This window comes from Rhizobium herbae (assembly GCF_017873135.1).
GTDB lineage: Bacteria > Pseudomonadota > Alphaproteobacteria > Rhizobiales > Rhizobiaceae > Pararhizobium > Pararhizobium herbae.
In genome coordinates this window covers 809,423-832,246 of the sequence record NZ_JAGGJV010000001.1, presented here as the reverse complement: position 1 = coordinate 832,246, position 22,824 = coordinate 809,423, and the positions used below count along the sequence as shown (strand labels likewise).

At 60.4% G+C, this 22,824-nt stretch carries 20 protein-coding genes, 1 tRNA gene and 1 pseudogene; 13 read left to right on the top strand and 9 right to left on the bottom strand.

From position 1 onward, the window contains the following. Together J2Z75_RS04150 and J2Z75_RS29655 are read right to left on the bottom strand one after the other, a co-directional pair. The gene (locus J2Z75_RS04150) at positions 1-360 is read right to left on the bottom strand and encodes a DUF4087 domain-containing protein (protein ID WP_209848051.1); all 360 of its coding nucleotides are present in this window, start codon (positions 358-360) and stop codon (positions 1-3) included. A gap of 312 nt (positions 361-672) precedes the next feature. After that, positions 673-1,116: pseudogene (locus J2Z75_RS29655) on the bottom strand (hypothetical protein); the annotation flags it as partial. Between the two features lie 284 nt (positions 1,117-1,400). Between J2Z75_RS29655 and J2Z75_RS04140 the strand changes: the two are divergent. Together J2Z75_RS04140 and ilvC are read left to right on the top strand one after the other, a co-directional pair. After that, positions 1,401-2,045: a TetR/AcrR family transcriptional regulator C-terminal domain-containing protein gene (locus J2Z75_RS04140; protein WP_209848049.1), complete on the top strand. Its 645-nt coding sequence runs from the start codon at positions 1,401-1,403 to the stop codon at positions 2,043-2,045. Between the two features lie 56 nt (positions 2,046-2,101). Next, on the top strand, positions 2,102-3,121 hold the full coding sequence (gene ilvC, locus J2Z75_RS04135; RefSeq protein ID WP_209848047.1) for a ketol-acid reductoisomerase: 1,020 nt from the start codon (positions 2,102-2,104) through the stop codon (positions 3,119-3,121). Between the two features lie 297 nt (positions 3,122-3,418). Here ilvC and J2Z75_RS04130 read toward each other — a convergent pair whose 3' ends face one another. Further along, positions 3,419-4,450: an alcohol dehydrogenase catalytic domain-containing protein gene (locus J2Z75_RS04130; RefSeq protein WP_327791203.1), complete on the bottom strand. Its 1,032-nt coding sequence runs from the start codon at positions 4,448-4,450 to the stop codon at positions 3,419-3,421. Then, positions 4,447-5,388 (bottom strand): choline ABC transporter substrate-binding protein, encoded by a 942-nt coding sequence (choX, locus tag J2Z75_RS04125; protein ID WP_209848045.1) that lies wholly within the window; start codon positions 5,386-5,388, stop codon positions 4,447-4,449. The genes J2Z75_RS04130 and choX overlap by 4 nt, the downstream gene beginning before the upstream one ends. A gap of 107 nt (positions 5,389-5,495) precedes the next feature. Here choX and betI point away from each other — a divergent pair, with 107 nt between their 5' ends. Then, positions 5,496-6,131: a transcriptional regulator BetI gene (gene betI / locus J2Z75_RS04120; protein ID WP_209848042.1), complete on the top strand. Its 636-nt coding sequence runs from the start codon at positions 5,496-5,498 to the stop codon at positions 6,129-6,131. A 101-nt stretch (positions 6,132-6,232) separates the two neighbouring features. Beyond that, complete coding sequence (locus J2Z75_RS04115) at positions 6,233-7,462, top strand: aminotransferase-like domain-containing protein (protein WP_209848039.1); 1,230 nt, start codon at positions 6,233-6,235, stop codon at positions 7,460-7,462. On the opposite strand, the gene J2Z75_RS04110 is transcribed toward J2Z75_RS04115, so the two are convergent. Next, positions 7,459-9,129: a M20/M25/M40 family metallo-hydrolase gene (locus J2Z75_RS04110; protein ID WP_209848036.1), complete on the bottom strand. Its 1,671-nt coding sequence runs from the start codon at positions 9,127-9,129 to the stop codon at positions 7,459-7,461. The two genes, J2Z75_RS04115 and J2Z75_RS04110, sit on opposite strands and share 4 nt — an antisense overlap. Positions 9,130-9,287: 158 nt before the next feature. On the opposite strand from J2Z75_RS04110, the gene J2Z75_RS04105 reads away from it, so the two are divergent. Beyond that, positions 9,288-9,704, top strand: coding sequence for an Lrp/AsnC family transcriptional regulator (locus J2Z75_RS04105; RefSeq protein ID WP_209848034.1), 417 nt, complete (start codon positions 9,288-9,290; stop codon positions 9,702-9,704). Between the two features lie 26 nt (positions 9,705-9,730). Here J2Z75_RS04105 and J2Z75_RS04100 read toward each other — a convergent pair whose 3' ends face one another. Beyond that, complete coding sequence (locus J2Z75_RS04100) at positions 9,731-10,780, bottom strand: aldo/keto reductase (RefSeq protein ID WP_209848031.1); 1,050 nt, start codon at positions 10,778-10,780, stop codon at positions 9,731-9,733. 398 nt (positions 10,781-11,178) lie between these two features. On the opposite strand from J2Z75_RS04100, the gene J2Z75_RS04095 reads away from it, so the two are divergent. Beyond that, complete coding sequence (locus J2Z75_RS04095) at positions 11,179-12,069, top strand: aminoglycoside phosphotransferase family protein (RefSeq protein WP_209848029.1); 891 nt, start codon at positions 11,179-11,181, stop codon at positions 12,067-12,069. Between the two features lie 224 nt (positions 12,070-12,293). Here the strand turns inward: J2Z75_RS04095 and J2Z75_RS04090 are convergent, their stop codons facing one another. Beyond that, a complete protein-coding gene (locus tag J2Z75_RS04090) occupies positions 12,294-14,195 on the bottom strand; it encodes a CASTOR/POLLUX-related putative ion channel (RefSeq protein ID WP_209848026.1) in 1,902 nt (633 codons plus the stop codon). Positions 14,196-14,455: 260 nt separating this feature from the next. On the opposite strand from J2Z75_RS04090, the gene J2Z75_RS04085 reads away from it, so the two are divergent. Genes J2Z75_RS04085 through J2Z75_RS04075 form a run of 3 tightly spaced genes read left to right on the top strand, consistent with a single transcriptional unit; the run spans position 14,456 to position 18,150 of the window. Then, a complete protein-coding gene (locus tag J2Z75_RS04085; RefSeq protein ID WP_209848023.1) occupies positions 14,456-15,436 on the top strand; it encodes an ABC transporter substrate-binding protein in 981 nt (326 codons plus the stop codon). Positions 15,437-15,445: 9 nt separating this feature from the next. Continuing rightward, a complete protein-coding gene (locus J2Z75_RS04080) occupies positions 15,446-17,140 on the top strand; it encodes an ABC transporter permease (protein ID WP_209848020.1) in 1,695 nt (564 codons plus the stop codon). Beyond that, a complete protein-coding gene (locus J2Z75_RS04075; RefSeq protein ID WP_209848017.1) occupies positions 17,128-18,150 on the top strand; it encodes an ABC transporter ATP-binding protein in 1,023 nt (340 codons plus the stop codon). The genes J2Z75_RS04080 and J2Z75_RS04075 overlap by 13 nt, the downstream gene beginning before the upstream one ends. 16 nt (positions 18,151-18,166) lie before the next feature. Here the strand turns inward: J2Z75_RS04075 and J2Z75_RS04070 are convergent, their stop codons facing one another. After that, positions 18,167-18,544 (bottom strand): DUF4189 domain-containing protein, encoded by a 378-nt coding sequence (locus J2Z75_RS04070; protein ID WP_209848014.1) that lies wholly within the window; start codon positions 18,542-18,544, stop codon positions 18,167-18,169. 217 nt (positions 18,545-18,761) lie between these two features. On the opposite strand from J2Z75_RS04070, the gene J2Z75_RS04065 reads away from it, so the two are divergent. The 4 genes from J2Z75_RS04065 to J2Z75_RS04050 all read left to right on the top strand — a co-directional run bounded on the left by J2Z75_RS04065 (position 18,762) and on the right by J2Z75_RS04050 (position 21,817). Further along, complete coding sequence (locus J2Z75_RS04065) at positions 18,762-19,868, top strand: endonuclease/exonuclease/phosphatase family protein (protein WP_209848012.1); 1,107 nt, start codon at positions 18,762-18,764, stop codon at positions 19,866-19,868. Between the two features lie 5 nt (positions 19,869-19,873). Beyond that, positions 19,874-20,605 (top strand): NUDIX hydrolase, encoded by a 732-nt coding sequence (locus tag J2Z75_RS04060; protein WP_234937113.1) that lies wholly within the window; start codon positions 19,874-19,876, stop codon positions 20,603-20,605. A 70-nt stretch (positions 20,606-20,675) separates the two neighbouring features. After that, entirely contained in the window at positions 20,676-21,593 is a 918-nt protein-coding gene (locus J2Z75_RS04055) for a PhzF family phenazine biosynthesis protein (protein ID WP_209848009.1), read from the top strand. 148 nt (positions 21,594-21,741) lie between these two features. Next, positions 21,742-21,817 (top strand) — tRNA-Lys (locus J2Z75_RS04050). A gap of 310 nt (positions 21,818-22,127) precedes the next feature. Here J2Z75_RS04050 and J2Z75_RS04045 read toward each other — a convergent pair. Next, on the bottom strand, positions 22,128-22,781 hold the full coding sequence (locus J2Z75_RS04045; protein ID WP_209848006.1) for a hypothetical protein: 654 nt from the start codon (positions 22,779-22,781) through the stop codon (positions 22,128-22,130). Between the last annotated feature and the right edge of the window lie 43 nt (positions 22,782-22,824).

Below are 22,824 nucleotides of genomic sequence, written 5' to 3'. Positions count from 1 at the left end.
CTATTCCGGTGTGGACAGCTTGCCGTCGTTTTCGCATTTCGAAAGTGGCAGCTGCCGGAACGACAGGATTTCGGTGATGGCTTCCTCGTTTTCGTCGGTCTCGACCGAGAGGCAGGCGCAGGCGTAGCCGTAGTTGCCGTTGGTTCTGACGTAATCGCGCTCGGAAATATCCGAGATCAGGTCCATGCCCGGCGGACCTTCGCCGGCGCCTTGCGACATGATCGTCCAGCTGCCGTCGGCATCGTCGAGCCACCAGTTGGCGGGGGTGGGATTCTGAAGCCAGCCGCACCGTGTTTCTGCCGCAAGGAGCGGCGAGGCGGCCAAGCCGGCAATGACAAGCGCTGCAATACGGAGTTTCATCGGGTTTTCCTTCAAGGGAGGCTTGCCAAGGGCTCAGGGCTTGACGCGCTTGCAGTCGAACATGTCGCCGCTCGCCATCGACAGCCATTGCATTGAGGTGTCGGTGACGCTCGACAGGCCGATCTGATAATCGTTGTCGAACGACAGGATATAATTTCCGTCCTCTTTTTCCACCTTGCGGATCGGCTGCTTGTCCTCGCCGGAATCGTAGCTGTCCCTGGTGAAGCTGAAGGTGGCGACGCCGCAGTCCCAGGTTCCGACATAGGGTGCATCGCCTGAAGCAGATGCAGGCGAGGCCGCGACACCCGTCGCGTTGATGCTGGTGATGGCCCAATGCGCCTTGCTGCAATCGTCGTTGTCGCAGACGGCGCCCATCCAGACCGCGCCATCGGCCAGCATGACGCCGTCGCTATTGACGAACAGGCTGCTGTATTCCTGGTTGGCGACCGTATCGCGGGTGTCCTGCGGCACCAGCGCATCGAAATGTTTGGTCATGTCACGGGCATTCTTGATATCGTAGCTTTCGCCATTGGCGTTGACACGCAGCGGGTATTCGCCGAGGGCTGCGACAGCCGAACCGTCGCTGTTGCCCATGGCCTCCGTCAGGCTGTTCCACGCCTCTTCGAAAGTGTCGGCATTGCCATGCAGCTCCTCTATCCGGTTGTAGACGTCGTCGTCCGATTGCGCAGCTGCATGAGCGGCAAGCAGGTCGAGAGACAGGAGCAGCAGGGCGGCGGACAGGTACGTGCGGAACATGAGGACTCCAGCGCAGGGCGATGTGGTCGAAAAGGCGAAGGTATCGGAAGCCGGCCGAAAGCGGAACGGCCGAGCGAGAGAAACACTGTCCATTTTGGGGGTGATTTTCACGACGTCCTTGGTTTTTCTCCGCAATTCCTTGACGTCTCCGGGCGGCGATTTATTCGCTGAAGGCGCCATAGGAAAAATATCGATTTCCCGCGCATCTTCGCGCTTGACCGCTCCATGACTTTGCGGCATAAGCGGCGAACCGTACCGTACGGTACTGTGAATGGAGATGATTTTTGCAGCTTGCCGCCCACCCACACCAGCCGGATTATTCGCCGCGCCAGAACGACGTTCTGGACAGCGCGCTGCGGCTGTTGGTCGATGGCGGCGAGAAAGCGCTAACGACGGCGAGCGTGGCGCGGGCGGCCAATTGCTCGAAGGAAAGCCTCTACAAGTGGTTCGGCGATCGCGACGGTCTTTTGTCGGCGATGATCGGTTTCCAGGCGAGCAAGGTGCGCACCTTCGAAGACGATGCCGAAACGCTGACGGCGGCGACGCTGCGCGAGCATCTGGTGCTGTTTGCGCGTGATCTGCTTGAGGTTCTGTCCGGCGACGTGTCGCTGGCGCTGAACCGGCTGGCGATCGGGCAGGCGAGCCGAGACGGCTCGAAGCTCGGATCGATGCTGCAGGAGCGAGGCCGCCGGCAGATCGGCAAGCGCGCGGGCGTGCTGCTGGAGGCGGGCCGCGATGCCGGGCTTCTGGCATTCGAGGACCGCGACGACGCCTATGATACGCTATACGGACTGATCGTGTCCGACCTGCATCTGCGAATGCTGCTCGGCGAAGACAGCGGCCGCATGGTCAAGGATTTCGGCCGCAGGGCGGAGAGGGCGGTGTCTGCCTTTCTGCGTCTCTACGGCAGTGGAAAGAGTTCGGCATAGTCCTCAAGGGCAGCCGGAAGAGTTTAAAAGAGACAAGCAAAGGGAAGGAAATTACAATGCGCGTCTATTACGATCGTGATGCCGATCTCAACCTCATCAAGTCCAAGAACGTCGTCATCGTCGGCTACGGCTCCCAGGGCCGCGCCCATGCGCTCAACCTGAAGGACAGCGGTGCGACCAACGTCGTCATCGCGCTGAAGGCCGGTTCCGCCACCATCAAGAAGGCCGAAGCCGACGGCTTCAAGGTCATGACCGTTGCCGAAGCCGCCAAGTGGGGCGACCTGTTGATGATGGCGACCCCGGACGAGCTTCAGGCCGACATCTACAAGGCCGAGATTGCCGGCAACATCCGTGACGGCGCGGCCATTGCCTTCGCACATGGCCTCAACGTCCACTTCGGCCTCATCGAGCCGAAGGACACGCTCGACGTCGTCATGATCGCCCCGAAAGGCCCCGGCCACACGGTTCGCGGTGAATACCAGAAGGGTGGCGGCGTTCCCTGCCTCGTTGCAGTCGAGAAGAACGCTTCCGGCAACGCGCTTGACCTCGCTCTCTCCTACGCCTGCGGCGTCGGCGGCGGCCGTTCGGGCATCATCGAGACCAACTTCAAGGAAGAATGCGAAACCGACCTCTTCGGCGAACAGGTCGTTCTCTGCGGCGGTCTGGTCGAGTTGATCCGCGCCGGTTTCGAAACGCTGGTCGAAGGTGGCTATGCGCCGGAAATGGCCTATTTCGAGTGCCTGCACGAAGTGAAGCTGATCGTCGACCTGATCTATGAAGGCGGCATCGCCAACATGAACTACTCGATCTCGAACACGGCCGAGTGGGGCGAGTACGTCTCTGGCCCGCGTATCATCACGGCTGAAACCAAGGCTGAAATGAAGCGCGTTCTGACCGACATCCAGACCGGCAAGTTCACCTCCGACTGGATGCAGGAATATCGTTCGGGTGCCGCCCGCTTCAAGGGTATCCGCCGTATGAACGACAACCACCAGATCGAAGAAGTCGGCGCCAAGCTGCGCGGCATGATGCCGTGGATCGGCAAGAACAAGCTGGTCGACAAGGCCAAGAACTAAGCTTTGCTGCATGGCAAAATTAGCGTTTTGCATTTGCGTAATACTGGAAAGGCCGGAGAGAAATCTCCGGCCTTTCGCGTTTTGTCGTAGTTTCAGCTGTAATATTTGGAATATTTCGTCTTTTGCGGTATTCTATTCGTCAGGAGGATACTGCAGTGACAACATTCTTCTATCACTTCGCCCTGTTCGACGCCTTCATCCTGGGTGCCATCGTGCTTCTGGTGGGCTTGAGCCTGTTCGGCCACCACGAGGCATGACACCCGGTTTCCGGAACCGTCGAGGTTTCGGAGGCGGACATCAGAAGGCGATGACGAAGCGGCCGGCGGCCTTGCCCTGGTCCAGTTCGCTCAGCGCGTGCGAAACGCGATCGAGCGTGATCGGCACGATGTCATTTTCCAGCGCTTTTTCCGCGTGCATTTCGACCACCTCGCGCATTTCAGCGCGCGTTCCCACGCTCGTTCCGGTGATAACGACCCCTGTTCCGGTCAGCCATTCCTGACTGACGGGCACAGGGTCCGGCACCAGCGCCGCGGCGACGATGCGGCCCCGGGGTCTAATGGCGGCTATCATCGGCGCCCAGGTGGCGGCGGTCGGCGCAAAGTTGATGCAGACGTGGCTCTTGTAGATTTCCGCGCTCACAGTCTCCGCCAGCTTGCCGTCCGCCACGAGTGTTTCGGCGGCACCGTACCGGCGGGCGAGTTCGAGCTTGGCGGGATCGCGATCGATGGCGATGACGCGCGCACCCAGCCGCGCGGCAATCTGGACGGCATAGAGGCCTAGTCCGCCGCAGCCGAAAATGGCGCAGGTTTCGCCTGCACGCAAGCCGGAGCGCTTGACGGCGCCATAGGCAGTGACGCCGGCGCACATGATCGGCGCCAGCGCTACGGGGTCGAGACCATCCGGCAGCGGCACGGCAAAGGCGGCGTCCGCCAGCACATATTCGGCGAAAGCACCCGGCACGTTCAACCCGTGCGCCCGCTGGTTCTGGCAGAAGGATTCCATGCCGTCATTGCATTCGTCGCAATGGCAGCAGGTGTCGTGGATCCAGGGAACGCCAGCACTGGCGCCGACCTTCCAGCCGGTCACATCGGGACCCAGCGCGACGACCGTGCCGACGCCCTCGTGACCGAGGATGAAGGGGGCGGGGTCGGACGGCGGGCGGATGTGCCCCTTCCAGATATGGACATCCGAATGGCAGACGCCGCATGCCTTCAGCTTGACGAGGATCTGGCTGGGGCCGGGCTTGGGGACGGGAACCCGGCGCTGTTGCAGCGGGGCATCATAGGTCTCAAGCACGGCCGCGTTCATGAATTCCTGAATGAGGCTCACGGATGGATGCCCAGCGTTGCCTGAACAGCAGGAAGGGCGGGCGCGCCGTCGAAGGTGGTGACGCCGTCAAGCCAGCCATCCAGCTTTTCCGGGTTGTCCTTCATCATCTGTTTGGCAGCGTCTTCGGCCGACAGTCCCTTGTTCGAAATCATGTCCATGCCGATATTCTCGTATTTCAGGTCGAAAACCAGATTGCTGAACAGCTTGGCCGCATTCGGGCATTCCGCTGCGTAACCGCCACGGGCGATCGTGCGCACCGTCGCGCCGCCGAAATTCGGGCCGTATTCCTTGTCACCGCCGGAAAGGTAGGTGAGGTCGTACATCAGGTTCATCGGGTGCGGTTCCCAGCCGAGGAACACCACCCAGTCCTTTGTTTTCGTCGTCTTGGCGACCTGCATCAGCATCGCCGCTTCGCTCGATTCCACGACCTCCCAGCCGGTGAGCTGGTGATTGCCGGCCGTGATCATGTCCAGCAAGGGCTGGTTCGAGCCGGGCTCGATGCCGTAAATCTTTTTATCGAACTTGTCGGCATGGGCAGCCAGATCGTCGTAGGATTTCACCCCTGCGTCGGCGACGTATTTCGGAACGGCAAGAGTGAACTTGGCGCCTTCGAGGTTGGTCGCCAGCGGCTCGACCGACTTGTCGTCGAAATAGGCCTTGAACTGTTCGTCCTGGACCGGACGCCAGTTGCCGAGGAAGATATCGAGCTGTTTGTCCTTGAGCATTTCATAGGTGACATTGAGGCCAATCAGCGTCTGGGTGGGCTGATAGCCGAGTGCCGTCATGATGACGGCGGCTGTCGTGTTGGTCAGCGCGATGTCCGTCCAGCCGAGATCCGACATGCGCACCGCACGGCAGCTTTCCGCGTCGGCGGCATGCGTTGAAAACGGCAACAGGGTCACACCGAGCGCGGCGAGGGCAAACTTGCATGCGTTCATATCCATTCCCCTTTTTTTGAATTGCGGAAACGATAGGTCATCAGTATTTTTTGTCAAAATAAAAATTTGTTAGAGCGTACAAAAAACTTTTCAGATATTGAAGCGACATGAGCGCGCGACCGAAAAAACAGAAGAAACGCATCGAGGAAATTCGCCGGATCGAACTGATCGAGGCGGCGCACCGGATATTCATCAAGGATGGATTGAAAGGGTTGACGACCACGCGGATATGCCACGAGGCGGGCATGTCGCAGGGCATTCTCACCTATTACTTCAAGGACAAGGATGAGGTTCTGTTCGAAATGGTTCGCCATGCGAACCGCATCCTCATGGATGAAGTGGTCATGCGGCTGCGGGCTGCGCGCACGCGCTGGGAGCGGATCCTCGCCGTCATCGACGGCAATTTCCCCGAGACTCGCTTCGAGCGTAATACGGCCAATGCCTGGGTCTCCTTTTATGCCGAGGCCGCGCATAACGAGCGCTATGCGCGGCTGCAGCGGCTGTTCTACCGGCGGCTTCATTCGAACCTCGCGTCGGCACTGACGCCGGCGGTGAGCCGCGAGGATATCGGTCTTTTCGTTCTCGGATTTGCCGCGATGCTCGACGGGATATGGCTGCGCCGTGGACATTCGGAAGAGGATATTACTCTGACGCAGGGCAAGCAGTTGCTTGTGCATTATACGCGGAATAGTTTGGGCGAGGCGGTCGTTAAACGGCTGCAGCTGTTGCCACCCGGGAAATGATGCAGAAAATGCATCCGCGAGCCAAAATATAGGTCAGCATTGTTGACTTAATAAACGCGGCGTGATGTGCTGCGGAAAAAGCATAATCTGAGGAAACCTTCATGCTGGATTGGGAAAATATCTTCGCAACGCGGTCTTCGCGGATGCGTGCCTCTGAAATTCGCGAACTGTTGAAATTGCTCGACCGTCCGGACATCATTTCCTTTGCCGGTGGCATTCCGGACCCGGCGCTGTTTCCGGATGAAGAATTCAAGACGGCCTATGCCGACATTTTCGGCGGTCCGACCGTCAGCGCAGCACTTCAATATTCCGTCAGCGAAGGCTACCTGCCGCTGCGCGAATGGCTTGCCGGCCGCATGGGCGCCATTGGAATCCCGTGTGAACCAGACAACATCCTGATCACGTCCGGCTCGCAGCAGGCGCTCGATTATCTCGGCAAGCTGTTCCTGTCGCCCAACGATACGGCGCTGGTCACCTGGCCGACCTATCTTGGCGCGCTGCAGGCATTCAACGCCTATGAGCCGTCCTACGACCAGCTGTCGCCGTCCGGCAACCGCACGCCGCAGGCCTACCGCGATGCCGCCGCTGAAGCGGGAGGCCGGGTGAAATTCGCCTATATGTCAGCCGAGTTCGCCAATCCGACCGGCGAAACGCTGGATCTCGCCGCGCGTGAAAAGGTCCTGGACCTTGCCGAGGAACTCGACATCGCCCTCATCGAGGACGCCGCCTATCAGTCGCTGCGCTATGACGGCGAAGCGGTGCCGCCGATCCTGGCGCTTGAGATCGCCCGCAAGGGCTCGATCAACGAAGCCCGTACGATCTATTGCGGCAGTTTCTCCAAGACTCTGGCGCCCGGCCTTCGTGTCGGTTTCGTGGTTGCGGCCATGCCGATCATCCGCAAGCTGGTGCTGATGAAGCAGGCAGCCGACCTGCATTCCTCGACCATCAACCAGATGGCCATCTGCCATGTCGCCGAGCGTGGCTTTGATGCGCAGGTTGCCAAGATCAAGGCCGTCTACAGCAAGCGGCGCGATGCGATGCTGGCGGCGTTGGCGAAATACATGCCGGATGGCGTCAGCTGGAAGGCACCCGAAGGCGGCATGTTCGTCTGGCTGACCCTGCCGGCCGGCATGGACGGAGCGGACCTTTTGGCGAAGTCGCTGGTCTCGGCCAAGGTTGCCTTCGTGCCGGGCAAGGCCTTCTTCGCCGACGGGTCCGGCGCCAATACCTGCCGTGTCAGCTTTTCCTGTGCCAATGAAGGCATGATCGAGGAGGGGATTTCCCGTCTCGGCGGGCTGATCCGCGAAGAGGCAGCAGCGATCGCCGCTTAACCTTCCCCCGCGAGGCAGGTTAAAGCTGCCTCGTAGATCACGTCGGGCAACACCTCGAAGGTGTAGGGCATGTGAACGCGCTCCCATTTCTGATGGTAGTCGCGTCCCCAAGGCCCGATATTGACCACCGGAAAGGACAGAAGCCCGTCCGGTGCCTTATCAACAAAAGCTGCGCAGGGGGTGTTGTCGGACAGAAGCTGTGTCTGTCCGGCGCCTGGGCGATGCCCGAAGAAGCTCATATCCGAAATGCCCGCGAAGAACTGTTTCGCCTTGATGCTTGTCCCGTGCCGCTTTGCGCATGTTTCGGCGGCAGCCATCATATTGCGCTCAAAACTGCGGCCCTGATCTCCGGCGCTGTCCAGATGGACGCGCGGATAGTGCAGGGTGGAAAATCCGACGATGACCAGCGGACCTTCAAGCCCTGCTTCCGTCAGTGTTGCCGTTACGATCTGGCGGGTGATCGACAGCGGGTCCTCGCCACCGGACAAGGATTGATCGAGCGCTTTCAGCCGGTCGGCGGCGGCTTGTCCGCCATGCGCGACGGCCAGTTCGCGCAACTCGGCATAGGATAAAACCTGTCCCTCCTGCGTTTCCGCATGGCCGGAGCCCTGCCGCTTAAAGAAAGTCTTCGCGTTGCTTGCCTGCGTGTCCAGCGCCGTTCGCATGGCGGTCGCGGCAAGCGCACGAAACTCAGCGAGAACATCTTCCGGCGTGCGGCGGTGCGTCAGCCAGTTGAACGACAGCCAGACATGCGCTGGCGTCGTCACCTCGTAGCCATAGCGAACGTCCTTGGCTTCCAGGCAGACCGGTGCTGGCGAAAGCTCGCCATGGGCTTCGTCGCAGAGCGCGCTGTTGGTCTCGACCGCTCGCATGATCTCGGCGCCGATCAGGTGGGCGCTGACGCCGTTGAAGGCATAGCCGGCATGGGTGGGCCGGCCGGCGACCAAGGCGAAGGGCGAGAATTTTCCGACGGAGCCGAGATAGACGGCGCGGCCTTCCTCTCCGTCGCCGTCGTCGCCACTGGCATCGAGATTGATACCGCCGATGATGTCGAGGTCGAATTTTTCGGCGATTGCCGGCAGGGCGTCGCGTAAGGCACGCATGCCGCGCGAGCGGTTTTCCTCATCCGGCGTGGCGACAAACAAAAGGTTGCCGGGCAGCTCGTCGAGATCGGCGAACCGCTCCAGCGCCACGATGCCGGCTGCAAGGCCGCTCTTCATGTCGAGCAGCCCCCGGCCGGCCAGAAAATCGCCGCTGATGAGATCGGCGAGCGCCTTGTCTTCGGCCGGGTTGCGCGTCTTCTCCGACAGTTCCTCGATCAGCGCCATGGTCAGGGCTTCCGGCTCGCAGGCAAGGGAGACCAGTGAACCGTAGTTGGCGATCGATACGGTATCGAAATGTCCGGCCAGCACCAGGCATCGCCGGCCGTTGCCGCGCACCAGCGCCAGCACGTTCTGCCGGGCCGGATCGCCATGGCTGTCCAGCGCCAGCAGGTTTTCGGGGTGCTGCCGGAAATATGGTGTTGCGCCGAGCAATTCCATCAGGCGCCCGGAAAAAGCGGCTTCGCCCTCGCTCTCCGTCACGCTTGGCCAGCGGGTCATTTCAACGGAAAGCTCGCCCGCGCGTGGCAGGCAATTGCGGATGGATGAGCGGTCTGCAGACGGCATGTGAGCGATCCTGTGGAGATTCAATTGGCCAGCGTTGTGCGATCCGCCAACTCTAGCGGTCGGCCGAATAAAGCGAAATGGCAAAATTATGGAAATTTGCTTGATGTTTTGAGCAGAATGACAAGAACTATTACCATAGTGACAAAGGGCAGAACTTTATGGACAGCATCGATCGTCATTTGCTTGCAATCCTGAGAACCGATGGCCGCGCCTCGATTTCGAAACTGGCCGAACTCTTGAAGATATCGCGCGGCACGGTGCAGAACCGGATCGACCGGCTGACCGCTGACGGCATCATTGCCGGCTTCACTGTGCGCATCACCGCTGCCGAAGACCCGCACGCGGTTCGCGCCGTCATGCTGATCGAGATTACCGGCCAGAAGACGGTCTCGGCGATCAAGACCTTGCGCGGCATCCCGGAAATCCGCGCGCTGCACACCACCAACGGCGCCTGGGACCTCGTCGCCGAAATCCAGACGGAAAATCTCGCCGAATTCGACCGCGTGCTGCGTCATATCCGGGCCATGGACGGCGTGTCGAAATCGGAAACGAGTTTGCTGCTGACAACGGTGTAAATGTGCGCGGATTGCCTATGCTGTTGTTACACGTGCGGTCCGAGCAGCGACAGATCCGCTTCTCCCAGCCGGTCCTTGGCGGTGCGGACCTGATGCCAGTAGGGATAGAGGATCGGCGGGGCGCTGACGTCGTCGAGACGCTGGCGCTCCTCGACGGTCAGGACCAGTTCGGCGGCGGCGAGGTTGTCCTTGAACTGCGCCTTGGTGCGGCCGCCGATGATGACGGAGGTGACGGCCTTGCGGCCGATCAACCAGGCGAGCGCCACCTGCGCGCCTGAGACGTTGCGGCTTTCGGCGATATCGACGAGGGTATCGACGATATCCCAGAGGCGGTCCTCGTCGCGGATCGGCGGTTCGTCCCAGCCGGCCAGCTGGCGTGAGCCTTCGGCCGTCTTGTCGCGGCGGTGCTTGCCGGAGAGAAGGCCGCCGGCCAGCGGGCTCCAGACCAGCACGCCAAGCCCCTGATCGATCGAGACGGGCAGCAGCTCATATTCGGCGTCGCGCGATTCGAGCGAGTAGTGGATCTGCTGGCTGACGAAGCGCTGGCGATGCTCGCTCGTGCTGACGCCGAGCGCCTTCATGATGTGCCAGCCGGAGAAATTGGAGCAGCCGATATAGCGCACCTTGCCCTGGCGCACGAGCATGTCCAGCGCCTCCATCGTTTCTTCCAGCGGCGTGAGACCATCCCATTCGTGCAGCTGGTAGAGATCGATGACGTCGGTCTTCAGGCGCTTCAGGCTCGCCTCGCAGGCGCGGATCAGGTGATGGCGCGAGGAGCCGGCATCGTTCGGGCCGTCGCCCATCGGAAAGCGGGCCTTGGTGGCGAGCAGCACGTCGTTCCTGCGCTTGCCGCCGATGATCTCGCCGACGATTTCCTCGGAGACGCCGTTGGAATAGACATCCGCCGTATCGATCAGGTTGACACCGGCATCGAGAGACATATCGACAAGTTTTTTTGCCTCATTGACGCCGAGATCGCCAACGGTCTTTGCCCAGCCCTTGCCGCCAAAGGTCATGGTGCCCACGGTCAGTGTCGAAACCTTGAGGCCGGAGCGGCCGAGAAGACGATATTCCATGATGTTTTTCCGATGAGGTTGGAATTGCGGAGCTTGGGCTAAGTTAGTCCCATGCTGCAAAAAAGAAAGAGGGGGCGGAGAACCTCCCAGCACCCGCGTGAAATGTGGAATCCGGGTCGATGCGGATTTCACATCACTTTGTGGCCCGACGATTTCGGGCCGTTTGGCTTGCTGGAGATATCTTCGTGAAGCGTTCTGCGAAACGCACCTGTCGCAGAATGTTTGTTTTTGCGACGTCATAAAATTCAATCGCAGACTTGTCGCTTTCATCGCGATATTTGCAACAAGGGCATGGCTGCTCCCGACCCAATTCGGTCATTAGCTTCACAAATTGTCGATTCAAAAAGCCGTCATACGTAAAGGTTACGGCAGCGTAGGTTCTTGAGGCAGGGCGGCAGATGCACAGCGATCAAATAAACATCAAAGCGGCACACGTGAGTGACTTGATGACCGACCAGTTTCCGCAGTTTCGAGGCGAAGAAATCATTGAATTGGATACGGCAGGCACAGTTAATGCAATCTTTCGAATTGGCGCCAAACACGCTGCTCGCTTTCCTCTGCGGATGATGGACCCTGCCGAATGTACCCGTTTGCTGGAAGCGGAAACCAAAGCCAGCGCGGAATTCAACAAATGTTGTCCCTTTCCCAGCCCAAAGCCAGTTGGTATCGGGCGGCAAAGCTCTGACTATCCGCTGCCGTGGCTTGTACAGACTTGGGTCGAGGGACAAGTTGCTACGCCGATTGGACTATGCAGCTCATCTATTTTTGCGCTCGACCTTGCCCGGCTGATCGCCACACTTCGTACGGCGGATTTGAACGGGCGGACATTTGACGGTCGGGGCCGAGGCGGAAATTTGACCGATCATGATGGGTGGATGGAGGTTTGCTTCGCTAAAAGCGAACACCTTCTTGATGTTAAATGCCTGCGCCGCATGTGGGGAAGCCTTCGCGAATTACCATCTCCAAAGCGCGAAGCGATGAGCCACAAGGACCTCATTCCGGCAAATCTCTTAGTTCAGGACGAGCACTTAGTTGGAGTGCTTGACACGGGCGACTTTGCTCCTGCCGATCCATCGCTTGATCTCGTCGCCGGATGGCATCTGTTAGATCGGGATACCCGAGCTATCTTCCGCGAAGCTCTGCAAATAGATGACCTTGAATGGCGTCGAGGTGCGGCATGGGCATTCCAGCAAGCGATGGGGTTGGTATGGTATTATAAAGACACAAACCCTGTCATGGCCGAGCTGGGCCGAAGCACAATGACTCGCCTCGTCGAAGATTACCCATAGCAGGTCTCAGCGACTGCTCATGAGACCCGCCGGTCTGGCTCCCCAGTCTTGTCGCGAAAACCCTAAGTTTCGCGACAAGATCCCAAGCACTGAATTGCCGGTAAACTCCTGTCGCAAAAGCCATTCGCAAAATTCGGGATTTCGCGACAGATATTTGCGACAGAACGTATTCACATTTTGTTTAGGAGCAGGGGAGAACCCCAACCTCTTTTTCCCGTCCCTGCTCAGTCCTTGGCAAGCACGATGACGCGGTCCGCTGCGCTGTAGAGCAGCTTTTCGGATTTCGACGGATTGACGGTAACGCCGCCGAGCCTGCGCGGGTCCGGATCACCGTCCCTTTGGCGGCGGTAGCCTATGGCGACTTCGCCGCGGCGCAGGGCCGCAAGGCAGATCGTGTAGAAGGTGACCGGCTCGCCGATCGCGACATAGTCGCTGACGGGCCGCATGTAGATTTCCGATCCGTCCTCATCGAGAAGCTCGTCGAAGATCGCCGCCATGCGCTCGTTTTCGGAGGCCTGTGCCAGCATCAGGCTGACCAGCTTGTTGCTGACGACAAAATCGTCGGCACGGGTGACTTCCGCCAGTTCCCGGTTCCTGACGTCGGTCATTTCGCTGACAACGCCGATATGGCGGCCGGCCTGTTCGGCGATCTTGCGCAGTTGCAACAGCGTCACAAGCGTGCGGGTATCGGCCGGCTGCGGCGCCATGTGGTCGCTGTAGCCGAGAACCAGCACATGGTCGTAGCTTGGAATGTCGAGTGCATCGAGTTCGGCGCGGTTGCTCGTGTCGATGATGCGGTAGTCGACGGACATGTTGCCGTTGGCCACCTTGAGCGCATTGATCTCCGCTTCGAGGTCCGGCGTATCGCCGGCAATCGTCAGCAGCGAACCGGGCGCGACGTAGCGCGAGAGCTCGTAGGTGATGATCGAGCCGCGACGGTTCCAGCCGAGGAGCAGGGTGCGTTCCGGGCCTTGCTCGCGCAGTTCGACGGGAAGGATGGCGTCCTTCTCGATATGGATTTCGTGGTTCCCGGATTTGATCGCGGCGTCGTCCTCGGCAATGATGACGGCACGCTCTCCCTGCTTGAAGATGCGGCTCGGCGCCGGGTTGAGATGCACCTTGCCCTCCTCGTCGCACAGACCGATCAACGTCGAGGTCTCGTAGGCCATGACGGCGGCGGCAAAGCTCTTGCCGATGATGTCGGGCTGCTCCAGCGTATAGATCTCGCAGCCGTCGAAATCGAGCAGTTCCGAATAGACGGCGCTGAGGCCCGACTGGCGGCTGGAGTGGACGACGATGCGGGAGATCAGGTCGTCGGCGAGAATGAGCTGCAGCTCGTTGCCACCGACGATGCGGGCGACGTCGGCATTCCGGCTGTCGCGGATTTCGGCCGCGATCTGATAGGGTTTTGTCCGGCGGTTGGGATCGTTGACCAGCGCCAGCACGCTCTTGATGACCTGCGAATCCGGATCGTCGCCTTCCGGCGACAGCACGATGACGGAACGCGACGTATGCGGGTTGACGATATTGAGATCGTAGAGGTCAGTCGGGTCGCCGCTGCGGCAGATGATCTTGGTGTTTTTCAGACCTGCCACCTTGGTGGCGATCTCGTCCTCCATCTCCACCTTGTCCTTGTTGGCCATGATGACGATGCGCGGTTTCCTGCGGCTGCTGTTGGCGATGACCAGCTCGGAAATGACGTCGAAGATCGAGGGAGACCAGTTGAGGATGATCGTATGGTCGTTTTCCAGCACCTGGGAACGGCCCTTGCGCAGTTCGTCAAGCTTGTTTTCGAGGCCGGAACTCAGCACGCCGATCAAGGCGGAGAAGACGAAGATGCCGGCGATGGTGACGAACAGCGACACGCCGCGAAAACTCCAGCCGACGTCCCCGCCCATGGTGCCGGCGTCCATGGTCCGCATCAGCGATTCCCATGAGCCTTCGACGAAGCTGACAGGCTGGCCGCCTTCCGGAGCGATCTGGGTGAGGGCGAGGAAGGCGCCGGCGACGATGATGACGATGAGCGAGATGACCGCCAGCCAGCCGATCAGCGCGATCGGGCCTGCCGCCATGCTCTTGTCGAACTCATAGCGCAGCCGTGCGCTCCATGCGGTACCCTTGCTCATCGACTTCCCCCTGGTGCCGCGATATGCGCCCCCGTTCTCGAATTGCAGATATTCCTAATATAATCAACAAGTTTAGGCGCGATCGAGCAAATCCACCCAGATATGTTTCGTCAGGAAGCCGGCTATCTATCCGGCAAACGCTTTTGGCAGGCGGGCAGTTGTCGTCGTGCCATGCATGGCATGCAGTTCGGCCCGTGTCACATGCCTGTCAAATGCCGCCACTATCCATCGGTCCAGTTGTTCACTAAGGATGAAGACCGATGAAGAAGCTGCTTTGCGCATTCACCGCGCTCGTTGCCGCCAGCCTGATCGCCGTTTCGGCGCAGGCTGAAAACCTGGTTCTCTACACCAGCCAGCCGAACGAGGACGCGCAGGCGACCGTCGACGCCTTCAAGGCTGCCAATCCGGGCGTAGAGGTCGAATGGGTGCGTGACGGCACCACCAAGATCATGGCCAAGCTGATGGCCGAGATCGAAGCCGGTAACCCGGTCGCCGACGTGCTGCTGATCGCCGATACGGTGACGCTGCAGCGCATGAAGGAAGCCGGCCAGCTCCTGGCTTACAAATCGCCGGAAGCTGTCAATTATGACGCTGCGCTCTATGATGCCGACGGCGCCTACTATTCGACCAAGATGATCACCACCGGCATCATCTACAACACGTCGGCGGCCATGAAGCCGACAGGCTGGAAGGATCTCGCCAAGCCCGAAGCCAAGGGCCTGACGACGATGCCAAGCCCGATGACATCCGGCGCCGCCCTGATCCATGCCCAGACGCTGACCGGCATCGACGGCTTCGGCTGGGATTACTACAAGGCTCTCGCCGAAAACGGCGCGACGGCTGCCGGCGGCAATGGCGGTGTGCTGAAGGCTGTCGCCACGGGCGAGAAGGCCTATGGCATGGTCGTCGATTTCATGGCGATCCGCGAAAAGGCCAAGGGCGCTCCGGTCGAGTTCGTCTTTCCGGCCGAGGGCGTCAGCGCCGTGACGGAGCCGGTTGCCATCCTGAAGACGGCCAAGAATGTCGAAGCCGCGAAGAAGTTCGTCGACTTCCTCCTGTCCGAGCAGGGGCAGCAGGTTTCCGTCAAGCTCGGCTACATTCCGGCGCGCAACGGCGTTGCCCTTCCGGACGGTTTTCCGGCACGCGACAGCATCAAGGTCCTGCCGATCGATGCGGCCGCCGCCGTCAAGAATTCCGACGCGGACCTGAAGACCTTCTCCGGTATCTTCGGCACCAACTGATCGGTTCTTATGCCCAGACTTTCTATCATTAGAAGCAGTCAGCCCGTCTGGCTGCTTCCTTTCGTTGTCGTCATCGTCTGCCTTTTGAGCGGGCTGCCGCTCGCGCGGCTGCTCTATGCCGGCTTGCGCTTTTCGCTTCAGGGCAAGGCGACCGGTCTGTTCACCGAGCCCGCGACCTGGATTGCCATCCGCAATACGCTGACGACATCCGTCGGGGGCACGGCGATTTCGGTCTTTCTGGGCGCCACCTTCGCCTTTGTCGTCACGCTCACCGATTTTCGCGGCAAAAGCTTTTTCAGCTTCGCCTTCGTCCTGCCGATGATGATCCCGCCGCAGGTGACGGCGCTGGCCTGGGTGCAGATGTCGGGGCCTGCCAGCCCGCTGTTGAAGACGCTGGGCATTGCGCCGCCGCTCGGCAGCCCGCAGCCGCTTTATTCGCTCAGTGGGATCGCGCTGCTGCTTGGCGTCCAGCATGCGCCGCTGGTGTTCCTGGCGCTGAAGGCGGGACTTGGATCCTTGCCGCGTGATGGCGTCGAGGCGGCGCGGCTTGCCGGCGCGTCTCCCTTGCCGGTGTTTCGCGACATCATCCTGCCGCTTGCCGTGCCGGGCCTGATCGCGGGGGCGGCGATCGCCTTCGTCTCGGGCGTCGGCAATTTCGGCATTCCGGCCATTCTTGGAATTCCGGCGTCGATCTACGTCCTGCCGACGCTGATCTACAGCCGTCTTTCGAGCTTTGGTGCTGGCACCTTCGCCGAGATGTCGCAACTGTCCATGGTGATCGCCGTGATCGCCGGCCTGGGCCTTGCCGTTCAGCAATGGGCGTTGAAGGGCAGGGACTACCGCATCATTGGGCTTTCGGGCCAAAATGCAGCCTTCTCGCTCGGGCCATTCCGCCTGGTTGCCGAGACCGGATTCTGCCTCGTGCTTTTCTTCGTTCTCGCCGCGCCGCTGGCAGCACTTGTCACAAGCTCCCTGGTGCCGACCTATGGCGTGCCGCTGAACCTTCAGACCGTGTCGCTCGATGCCTACCGGGAAATCCTGTTCCGTCAGTCCGTCACATTGACGGCCTTTGCCAATTCGCTCTTCCTGGCCGGAACGACGGCATGCGGGCTGCTGCTCTTTACCGTGCTGACCGCCTATCTGCTCGCACGCCGCCCGGGAAAGCTGGCCAACGTCATCACCAGCCTGATCGAAATTCCCTATGCGCTGCCGGGTATCGTGCTGGCCGTCGCCTTCATCCTGCTGTTCGCTGCGCCCCTGCCGTTGCTGAACGTATCCATCTACGGGACGATCTGGATCATTTTGATCGCCTATTTTTCCAGCTTCTTCGCGGTCAGCCTGAAGCCGGTCGCCAGCGCCTTCCTGCAACTCGATCCTTCGCTTGAAGAGGCCGCCCGGCTTTCCGGAGCAGGCTTTGGCCGCCGCATGCGCGATATTCTCGTGCCCCTCATCGCGCCCGCCGCGGGCGCGTCCGTCATCCTGGTTTTCCTGATCGCCTGCAGCGAATTGACCGTTTCGGCGCTGCTCTGGTCTGCCGGCACGCAGACGCTCGGGGTGGCCATCTTCAATCTCGACGACAGCGGCAGTTCCGATCTTGCCTCGGCGCTGTCTGTCCTGGTCGTCGTCATGGTGATCCTGTTGATGCTGATGCTGGAAATGCTGGCCAAGCACCTTCCGAGAGGCGTGCTGCCATGGCGCAACTGATCCTCAATCATCTGAGCAAGGATTTCGGCACCGGCCGGGCCGCCGTCGCTGACCTGTCCCTGACGGTACGCGAGGGCGGCTTTCTGGCGCTGCTCGGGCCGTCCGGCTGTGGCAAGACGACGGTGCTGCGCATGATCGCGGGCTTCGAGCAGCCGACGGATGGTTCGATCCTGCTGGGCGAACGGACGCTTGCAGATGGCAGCGGTTCGCTGCCGCCGGAAAAGCGCAACATGGCGATGGTGTTCCAGTCCTATGCGCTCTGGCCGCACATGACCGTTGCGCAGAATGTCGGTTATCCGCTGAAGGTGCGCGGCGTCTCTGGCGCTGCGTGGGAGACGCGTGTCAGGGATGCGCTTGCGGTCGTCCGCCTGGAGGAGTTTGCCATGCGCCGGCCGGCCGGCCTCTCCGGCGGCCAGAGGCAGCGCGTGGCGCTTGCCCGCTGCCTGGTGACGTCGCCGGACGTGGTGCTTCTGGACGAGCCGCTGGCCAATCTCGACCGCCATCTGAAGGCGGCGATGGAGGAGACGTTCCGCGAGTTCCACGCCCGTTCAGGCGCCACGATGATCTATGTGACGCACGACCAGGGTGAGGCGATGGCGCTGGCGACCGATATCGCCGTCATGTCCGAGGGGCGGCTGATGCAGGTCGCATCGCCGCAGGAGATCTATGCACGGCCGGAAGGCCGGATCGTCGGAGGGCTCGTCGGGCAGGGGGCCATCCTCGACCTGACGTTGCCCGATCATGGCTCGCGCCTGGTGTTTTGGCAGGCGATAGAGGCCTCTTTCAGGCAAACCGCCGGCCCCAGCCGCCCCGTGCTGGTGCGTCCGGAACATGTCGTCGCCGATCCGCTTGGGATCGTTCTCCAGGTGGTCTCCTGCCTCTTCGAGGGCGAGCGGTTTGCCCTGTCACTGCGCACGGCGGGCGGGCAAAGCCTCAAAGCCTATTCCGCGACGGCCATGCCATGCGGTATTCTACAGCCGTTCGTGATCCGCCAGGGATGGCTGCTCTGAAGTGTCCAGAGCCTTGTCAATATCCGCCGGAACATTGCCAGCGGATCACCTGGCAGCCGTAGGAATGGTTCGAGCAGGAGGCGAGGGCCGCACGTTGCGCTTGCCGGCTTTCGGCCCCCCAGTTGGCGCCCCATCCGCCGTCGTCGCCGCGCGCGACGGCGCCGCAAGCGTTCTTGAACCAGATGGCGACGCGGCAATCGCCGGCATTCTTGTAACAATGTGATTGCGCCACATCTTCGGCTTCCCAGCGCGAACTGTAGTCGTGCGACCAGCCTGTCGCTCCGGTCGCCGGCGAAAGCGAGATCGCGCCGAAGCTGTCGGCATAGGCAGCCGCAGCAGTGACACCGAGAAGCGCCATGGCCGCCAGCGCAGATTTTCCGAACCGTTTCCTCATTGACATTGCCGTTCCTTCCCCGGCGCTTTTCGCGTCCTTCACGTCGATCTTGCGCATTAGGAACGGCTTATCAAGGCCGATTATTCATCGGGATGAGATCGCCCCAATTTTGGTCGTGCAGCAGTCCATTGTGGAGCCGGGTGCCTGCGAAGAGAAAGGCGTTCGACTTTTGCCCGTGATTGTCTAAAATCGCCTCGATCGCATACGGAAGCTGCTGATGTCCCTTCGTCTTGCCACCTTCAATATCGAAAACCTGATGAGCAGGTTCGATTTCTCCGGTTTTCGCAACAACCTCAAGCAGGATCGTGTGCTCAGGCTCTTCGACGTGAAGAGCGAGGCGGAATACCAGCGGCTGGAGGAAGCCCGCACCATCGCGCATACCGATGATACCCGGCAGATGTCGGCGCTGGCGATCGCCGATTGCGACGCCGATATCCTCTGCCTGCAGGAGGCCGACAACATGGCGGCGCTGCAGGCATTTGAATACGGCTATCTCTTTCGCATGGTCGGCAACGGCTACCGGCAGAAATACCTGATCGAGGGCAATGACAGCCGCGGCATCGATGTTGCGGTGCTGGTGCGCGAGGAAACCCGCGACGGGCAGAAGATCGAATGCGTCGATGTCAAATCGCATGCCGGTGTCACCTATGCCGATTTCGACCTGTTCAACGATGCGCTGGCCGCGACCAATGTGCCGGGCGACCGCATCTTCAAGCGGGATTGCCTGGAGCTGGACTTCCGCATCGGCGGGCGACCCTTCACGCTGTTCGTCGTGCATCTCAAATCGATGGGACCGGCGCGCGAAGGCCTTGACGGACGCATGGCAACGATGCCGGTGAGAGCCGCCGAGGTGGCGGCCGTGCGGCGGATCGTCGAGAATCGTTTTGGCGCCGGCAACATGGCGGGCAAGATGTTCGCCATCTGCGGCGACATGAACGACTATCAGGAGCGGGTCGACGTACTCGGCGACCGGCGCAACGGCTACAGTTTCGTGCCGCGGCAGGAGGCGACGAGCGCGCTGGATGCGCTCAGCCACGACGGTTTCGTCGAAAACGCCATGCGCCGCCGCCCCGAACTCGACCGCTGGACGCTGTTTCACAGCCGCGGCCCAGAGGAAAGGCACCTCTGCCAGCTCGACTATATCTGGCTGTCGCGTGCGCTGGCCGAGCGCAATCCGACAAGCGTGCCGGAGATCATCCGTGGCGGCCAGCCTTACCGCACGATCTTCCCGAAGGGGCAGGACGTCGAACGCTACCCGAGAACGGGCTGGGACCGGCCGAAAGCCTCCGATCATTGCCCCGTCGTCATTTCCCTCAATGTGTGATTGCCATGCTGACCAGTAACATTTCCGAGTGGCCCCTCGAGCGGGCGATCTTTCCTGTCCTGCGCGTCGATCTGCGGGTGGTCGACGGGCCGCATCCCTATTATCGCGCCGAACAGACAGAGATTGCGGCAAATTGGGATGAGGAATTTGCCGCCAACCCCGCTTTGTACGACGGGTTGATGATGCTGCCGCGCGCCGTTCAGATTCGCGACGGCGTCATTTCGGGGGAGACGCATGTCGTCCCGTATTCGACGTTCCTGCTGTGGCGGAAGGCGAGGCCGGTTGCATCCGCAATCCACCTGTTCAGCCTGCCGGTCATCGTGTCGTCCGACAACGCCGTGATCGCCATCAGAATGGGCAAGCATACCTCCAATCCCGGCCGCGTCTATTGCGCCGCCGGATCGCTGGACCCGGGGGATATTCGCGATGGGATCTGCGATCTCGACGGCAACATGGCGCGAGAGGTGCTGGAGGAAACCGGGCTAACGCTGGCGGATGCAAGGAGCGTATCGGGGCTCCATGCGCTGCATGACAGGGGTGTTATCACTGTTTTCCGGACCTATCGCTTTGCCGAGACAGCCGCGGAATTGATCGACCGCATCGGCGCGCATATCCTCGTCGATCCGGAGCCTGAAATCGACGAGGCGCTCGCCATTCGCAGCTCCGACCCGGCTGAGCATCTCTATCTGCCCTTCATGCCGCCGATCCTGGAATGGGTTTTCAAGAACGCATGCTGACGCTTTTGCGCTTGCCGCCGATTACCTGCCGTGCAAGTTCTGACAGTGGAAAACAGTAAGGGAGACCATCGTGGCGCGGCGCTATGCAATCTACGACGTTTTCACCGCCAACAGGCTGGAGGGAAACCCGCTCGCCGTCGTTTTTGACGGCGATGGCCTGAGCGATGCGACGATGCAGGCGATTGCCGGCGAGTTCAATCTGTCGGAAACTGTTTTCGTGCAGCCGCCCGAAAATCCGGCGCATGCGGCACGCCTGCGGATTTTCACGCCGGGCTATGAATTGCCCTTCGCCGGTCATCCGACAGTGGGCGCTGCAATTGCGCTGGCCGAGGCCGGACGAGACTCCGAAGACGAGGATTACGACCTTGTCCAGATGATCGAGGAAAATGTCGGCCCGGTGCGCTGTGCGGTGCGGAGCAGGGCAGGGTCTGCCACCTTCGCCGAATTTGACGTGCCGCGGAAATCGGTGCAGCTCGACGCCAAGTTCGACCGGCAGGCGCTTGCCGATGCGTTCAGCCTGAAGGTATCGCAGATCGGCTTCGAAAACCACGTGCCCTCCTTCTGGAGCGCAGGGGTGCCCTTCGTGATGATCCCCGTTCACGACGTCGGCGCTGCAGGCAGCGTGGAGTTCGACGCGGCACAATGGGAGCAGATCACGCCGATCGCGGAGGGGCGGCTTGCCAGTGCCTATCTCTATTGCCGCGGCGGCGTCAATCACATCGCCCGCTTCCATACCCGGATGTTCGCGCCGGCCATGGGCATCGTCGAAGACCCGGCGACGGGCTCGGCGGTTGCCGCCTTTTCCGGCGCCATCCACCACTTCGACCAGCTGATCGACGGGCATCATCCGTTCCTGATCGAGCAGGGCGTCGAGATGGGGCGCCCGTCGCTGTTGCATCTTCATATCGACGTTTCCGGCGGTGAAATTGCCACGGCCCGGATCGGCGGACAGGCGGTGAAGATCGCGGCCGGCGAACTTTATCTTTGAAAAACAGACCTTAAACGGCCCACACAGATTTTTTTGAGAAATCCGAAAGAAAATCGCTCGAAGAACTGGACAAGCCCGGCGAACGCCATTATACGCCCCATCAGACCGCAGCAATGTGGTTCTAGAGACCGAAGCGAAGCGGTCTGGCGGGTGATTAGCTCAGTTGGTAGAGCAGCTGACTCTTAATCAGCGGGTCGTAGGTTCGAACCCTACATCACCCACCATTATTCTCTGAATTCGCAAGATTTTCGATTTTGAGTGATATTTCGGTGTAGCGCTGTCTTGCGCAACACCGGCATGCCGTTTGCACCGTTTTGAAAGCGGTTTTTGGCATTTTCTTTGTCGGGATTGCTGGACCGGGGTTGTTGGCCGGTATTCAGGAAACGGCAATGCCTATCCCGGATAGCGCGCCGGCTGTGCTTGGCCGCATCAGGCGTTGGCTGCTTGCGTTTGAAAGTGGCGCTTCGGAAGCGCCACTGCTGTAGCCGATAGCTGACCGCCTGGCGCGGCGGGCGACAAGCTGCCCCAGCGATGTCAGAACAGCTTCCGGCCCTTCAATACTTTGCCGAGAACTTCCAAGCTGTCCTTCACCGTCATGGATTTGGGAACGGTCTTTCCACTGGAGTTTTCGGATTCAAGTTGGAAATGAAGCGTTGTGCCGCTGTCAGCATTTTCTACGATGTACATAACTTTTGAGAAATCCACGAGAGCCGATTTCCCGTTGCTGAGGGTTACGTAGTGCCAGAACAAAGTGACCTCCTTATATTGCCGCGTGATTTTTAGTCGAGTGCTCTTCAATACACAATTTTCAAGCGCTGGTTGAAACAAATTTGGTGGTGTTGGTTTGCAGGCGGCGGAATAACCTCCCTTTTTGACACCATAAATTCGATGGAGCCGAGCAGGCCCACCCATTAACAACGGCTGGGTGCTGCGTTTTATTCGAGTGTATTCGCTGCCTGATCGGTAGACAGATTGGCACTTTTGGACGCCGATTTTAACCTGACTAAGACAGATGACCTCATAAAGTCTGGGTCGATGCAAAAACATCTGCTGCCGGGATAAATGGTTTGGCATATCGCCACAGTTGCGCTCTTTTTTCCCACCCGGCTTGTTGTTCCAACGGGAGCGATTAAAAGAAGCGCAAATCGGCTGGGGATGGCTTTCGCGTAGGCGGGAACCTCCGGTCATTGCCGAATGTTCGGCCAGTTCGCTCCACAGGTGAGCGCGGACA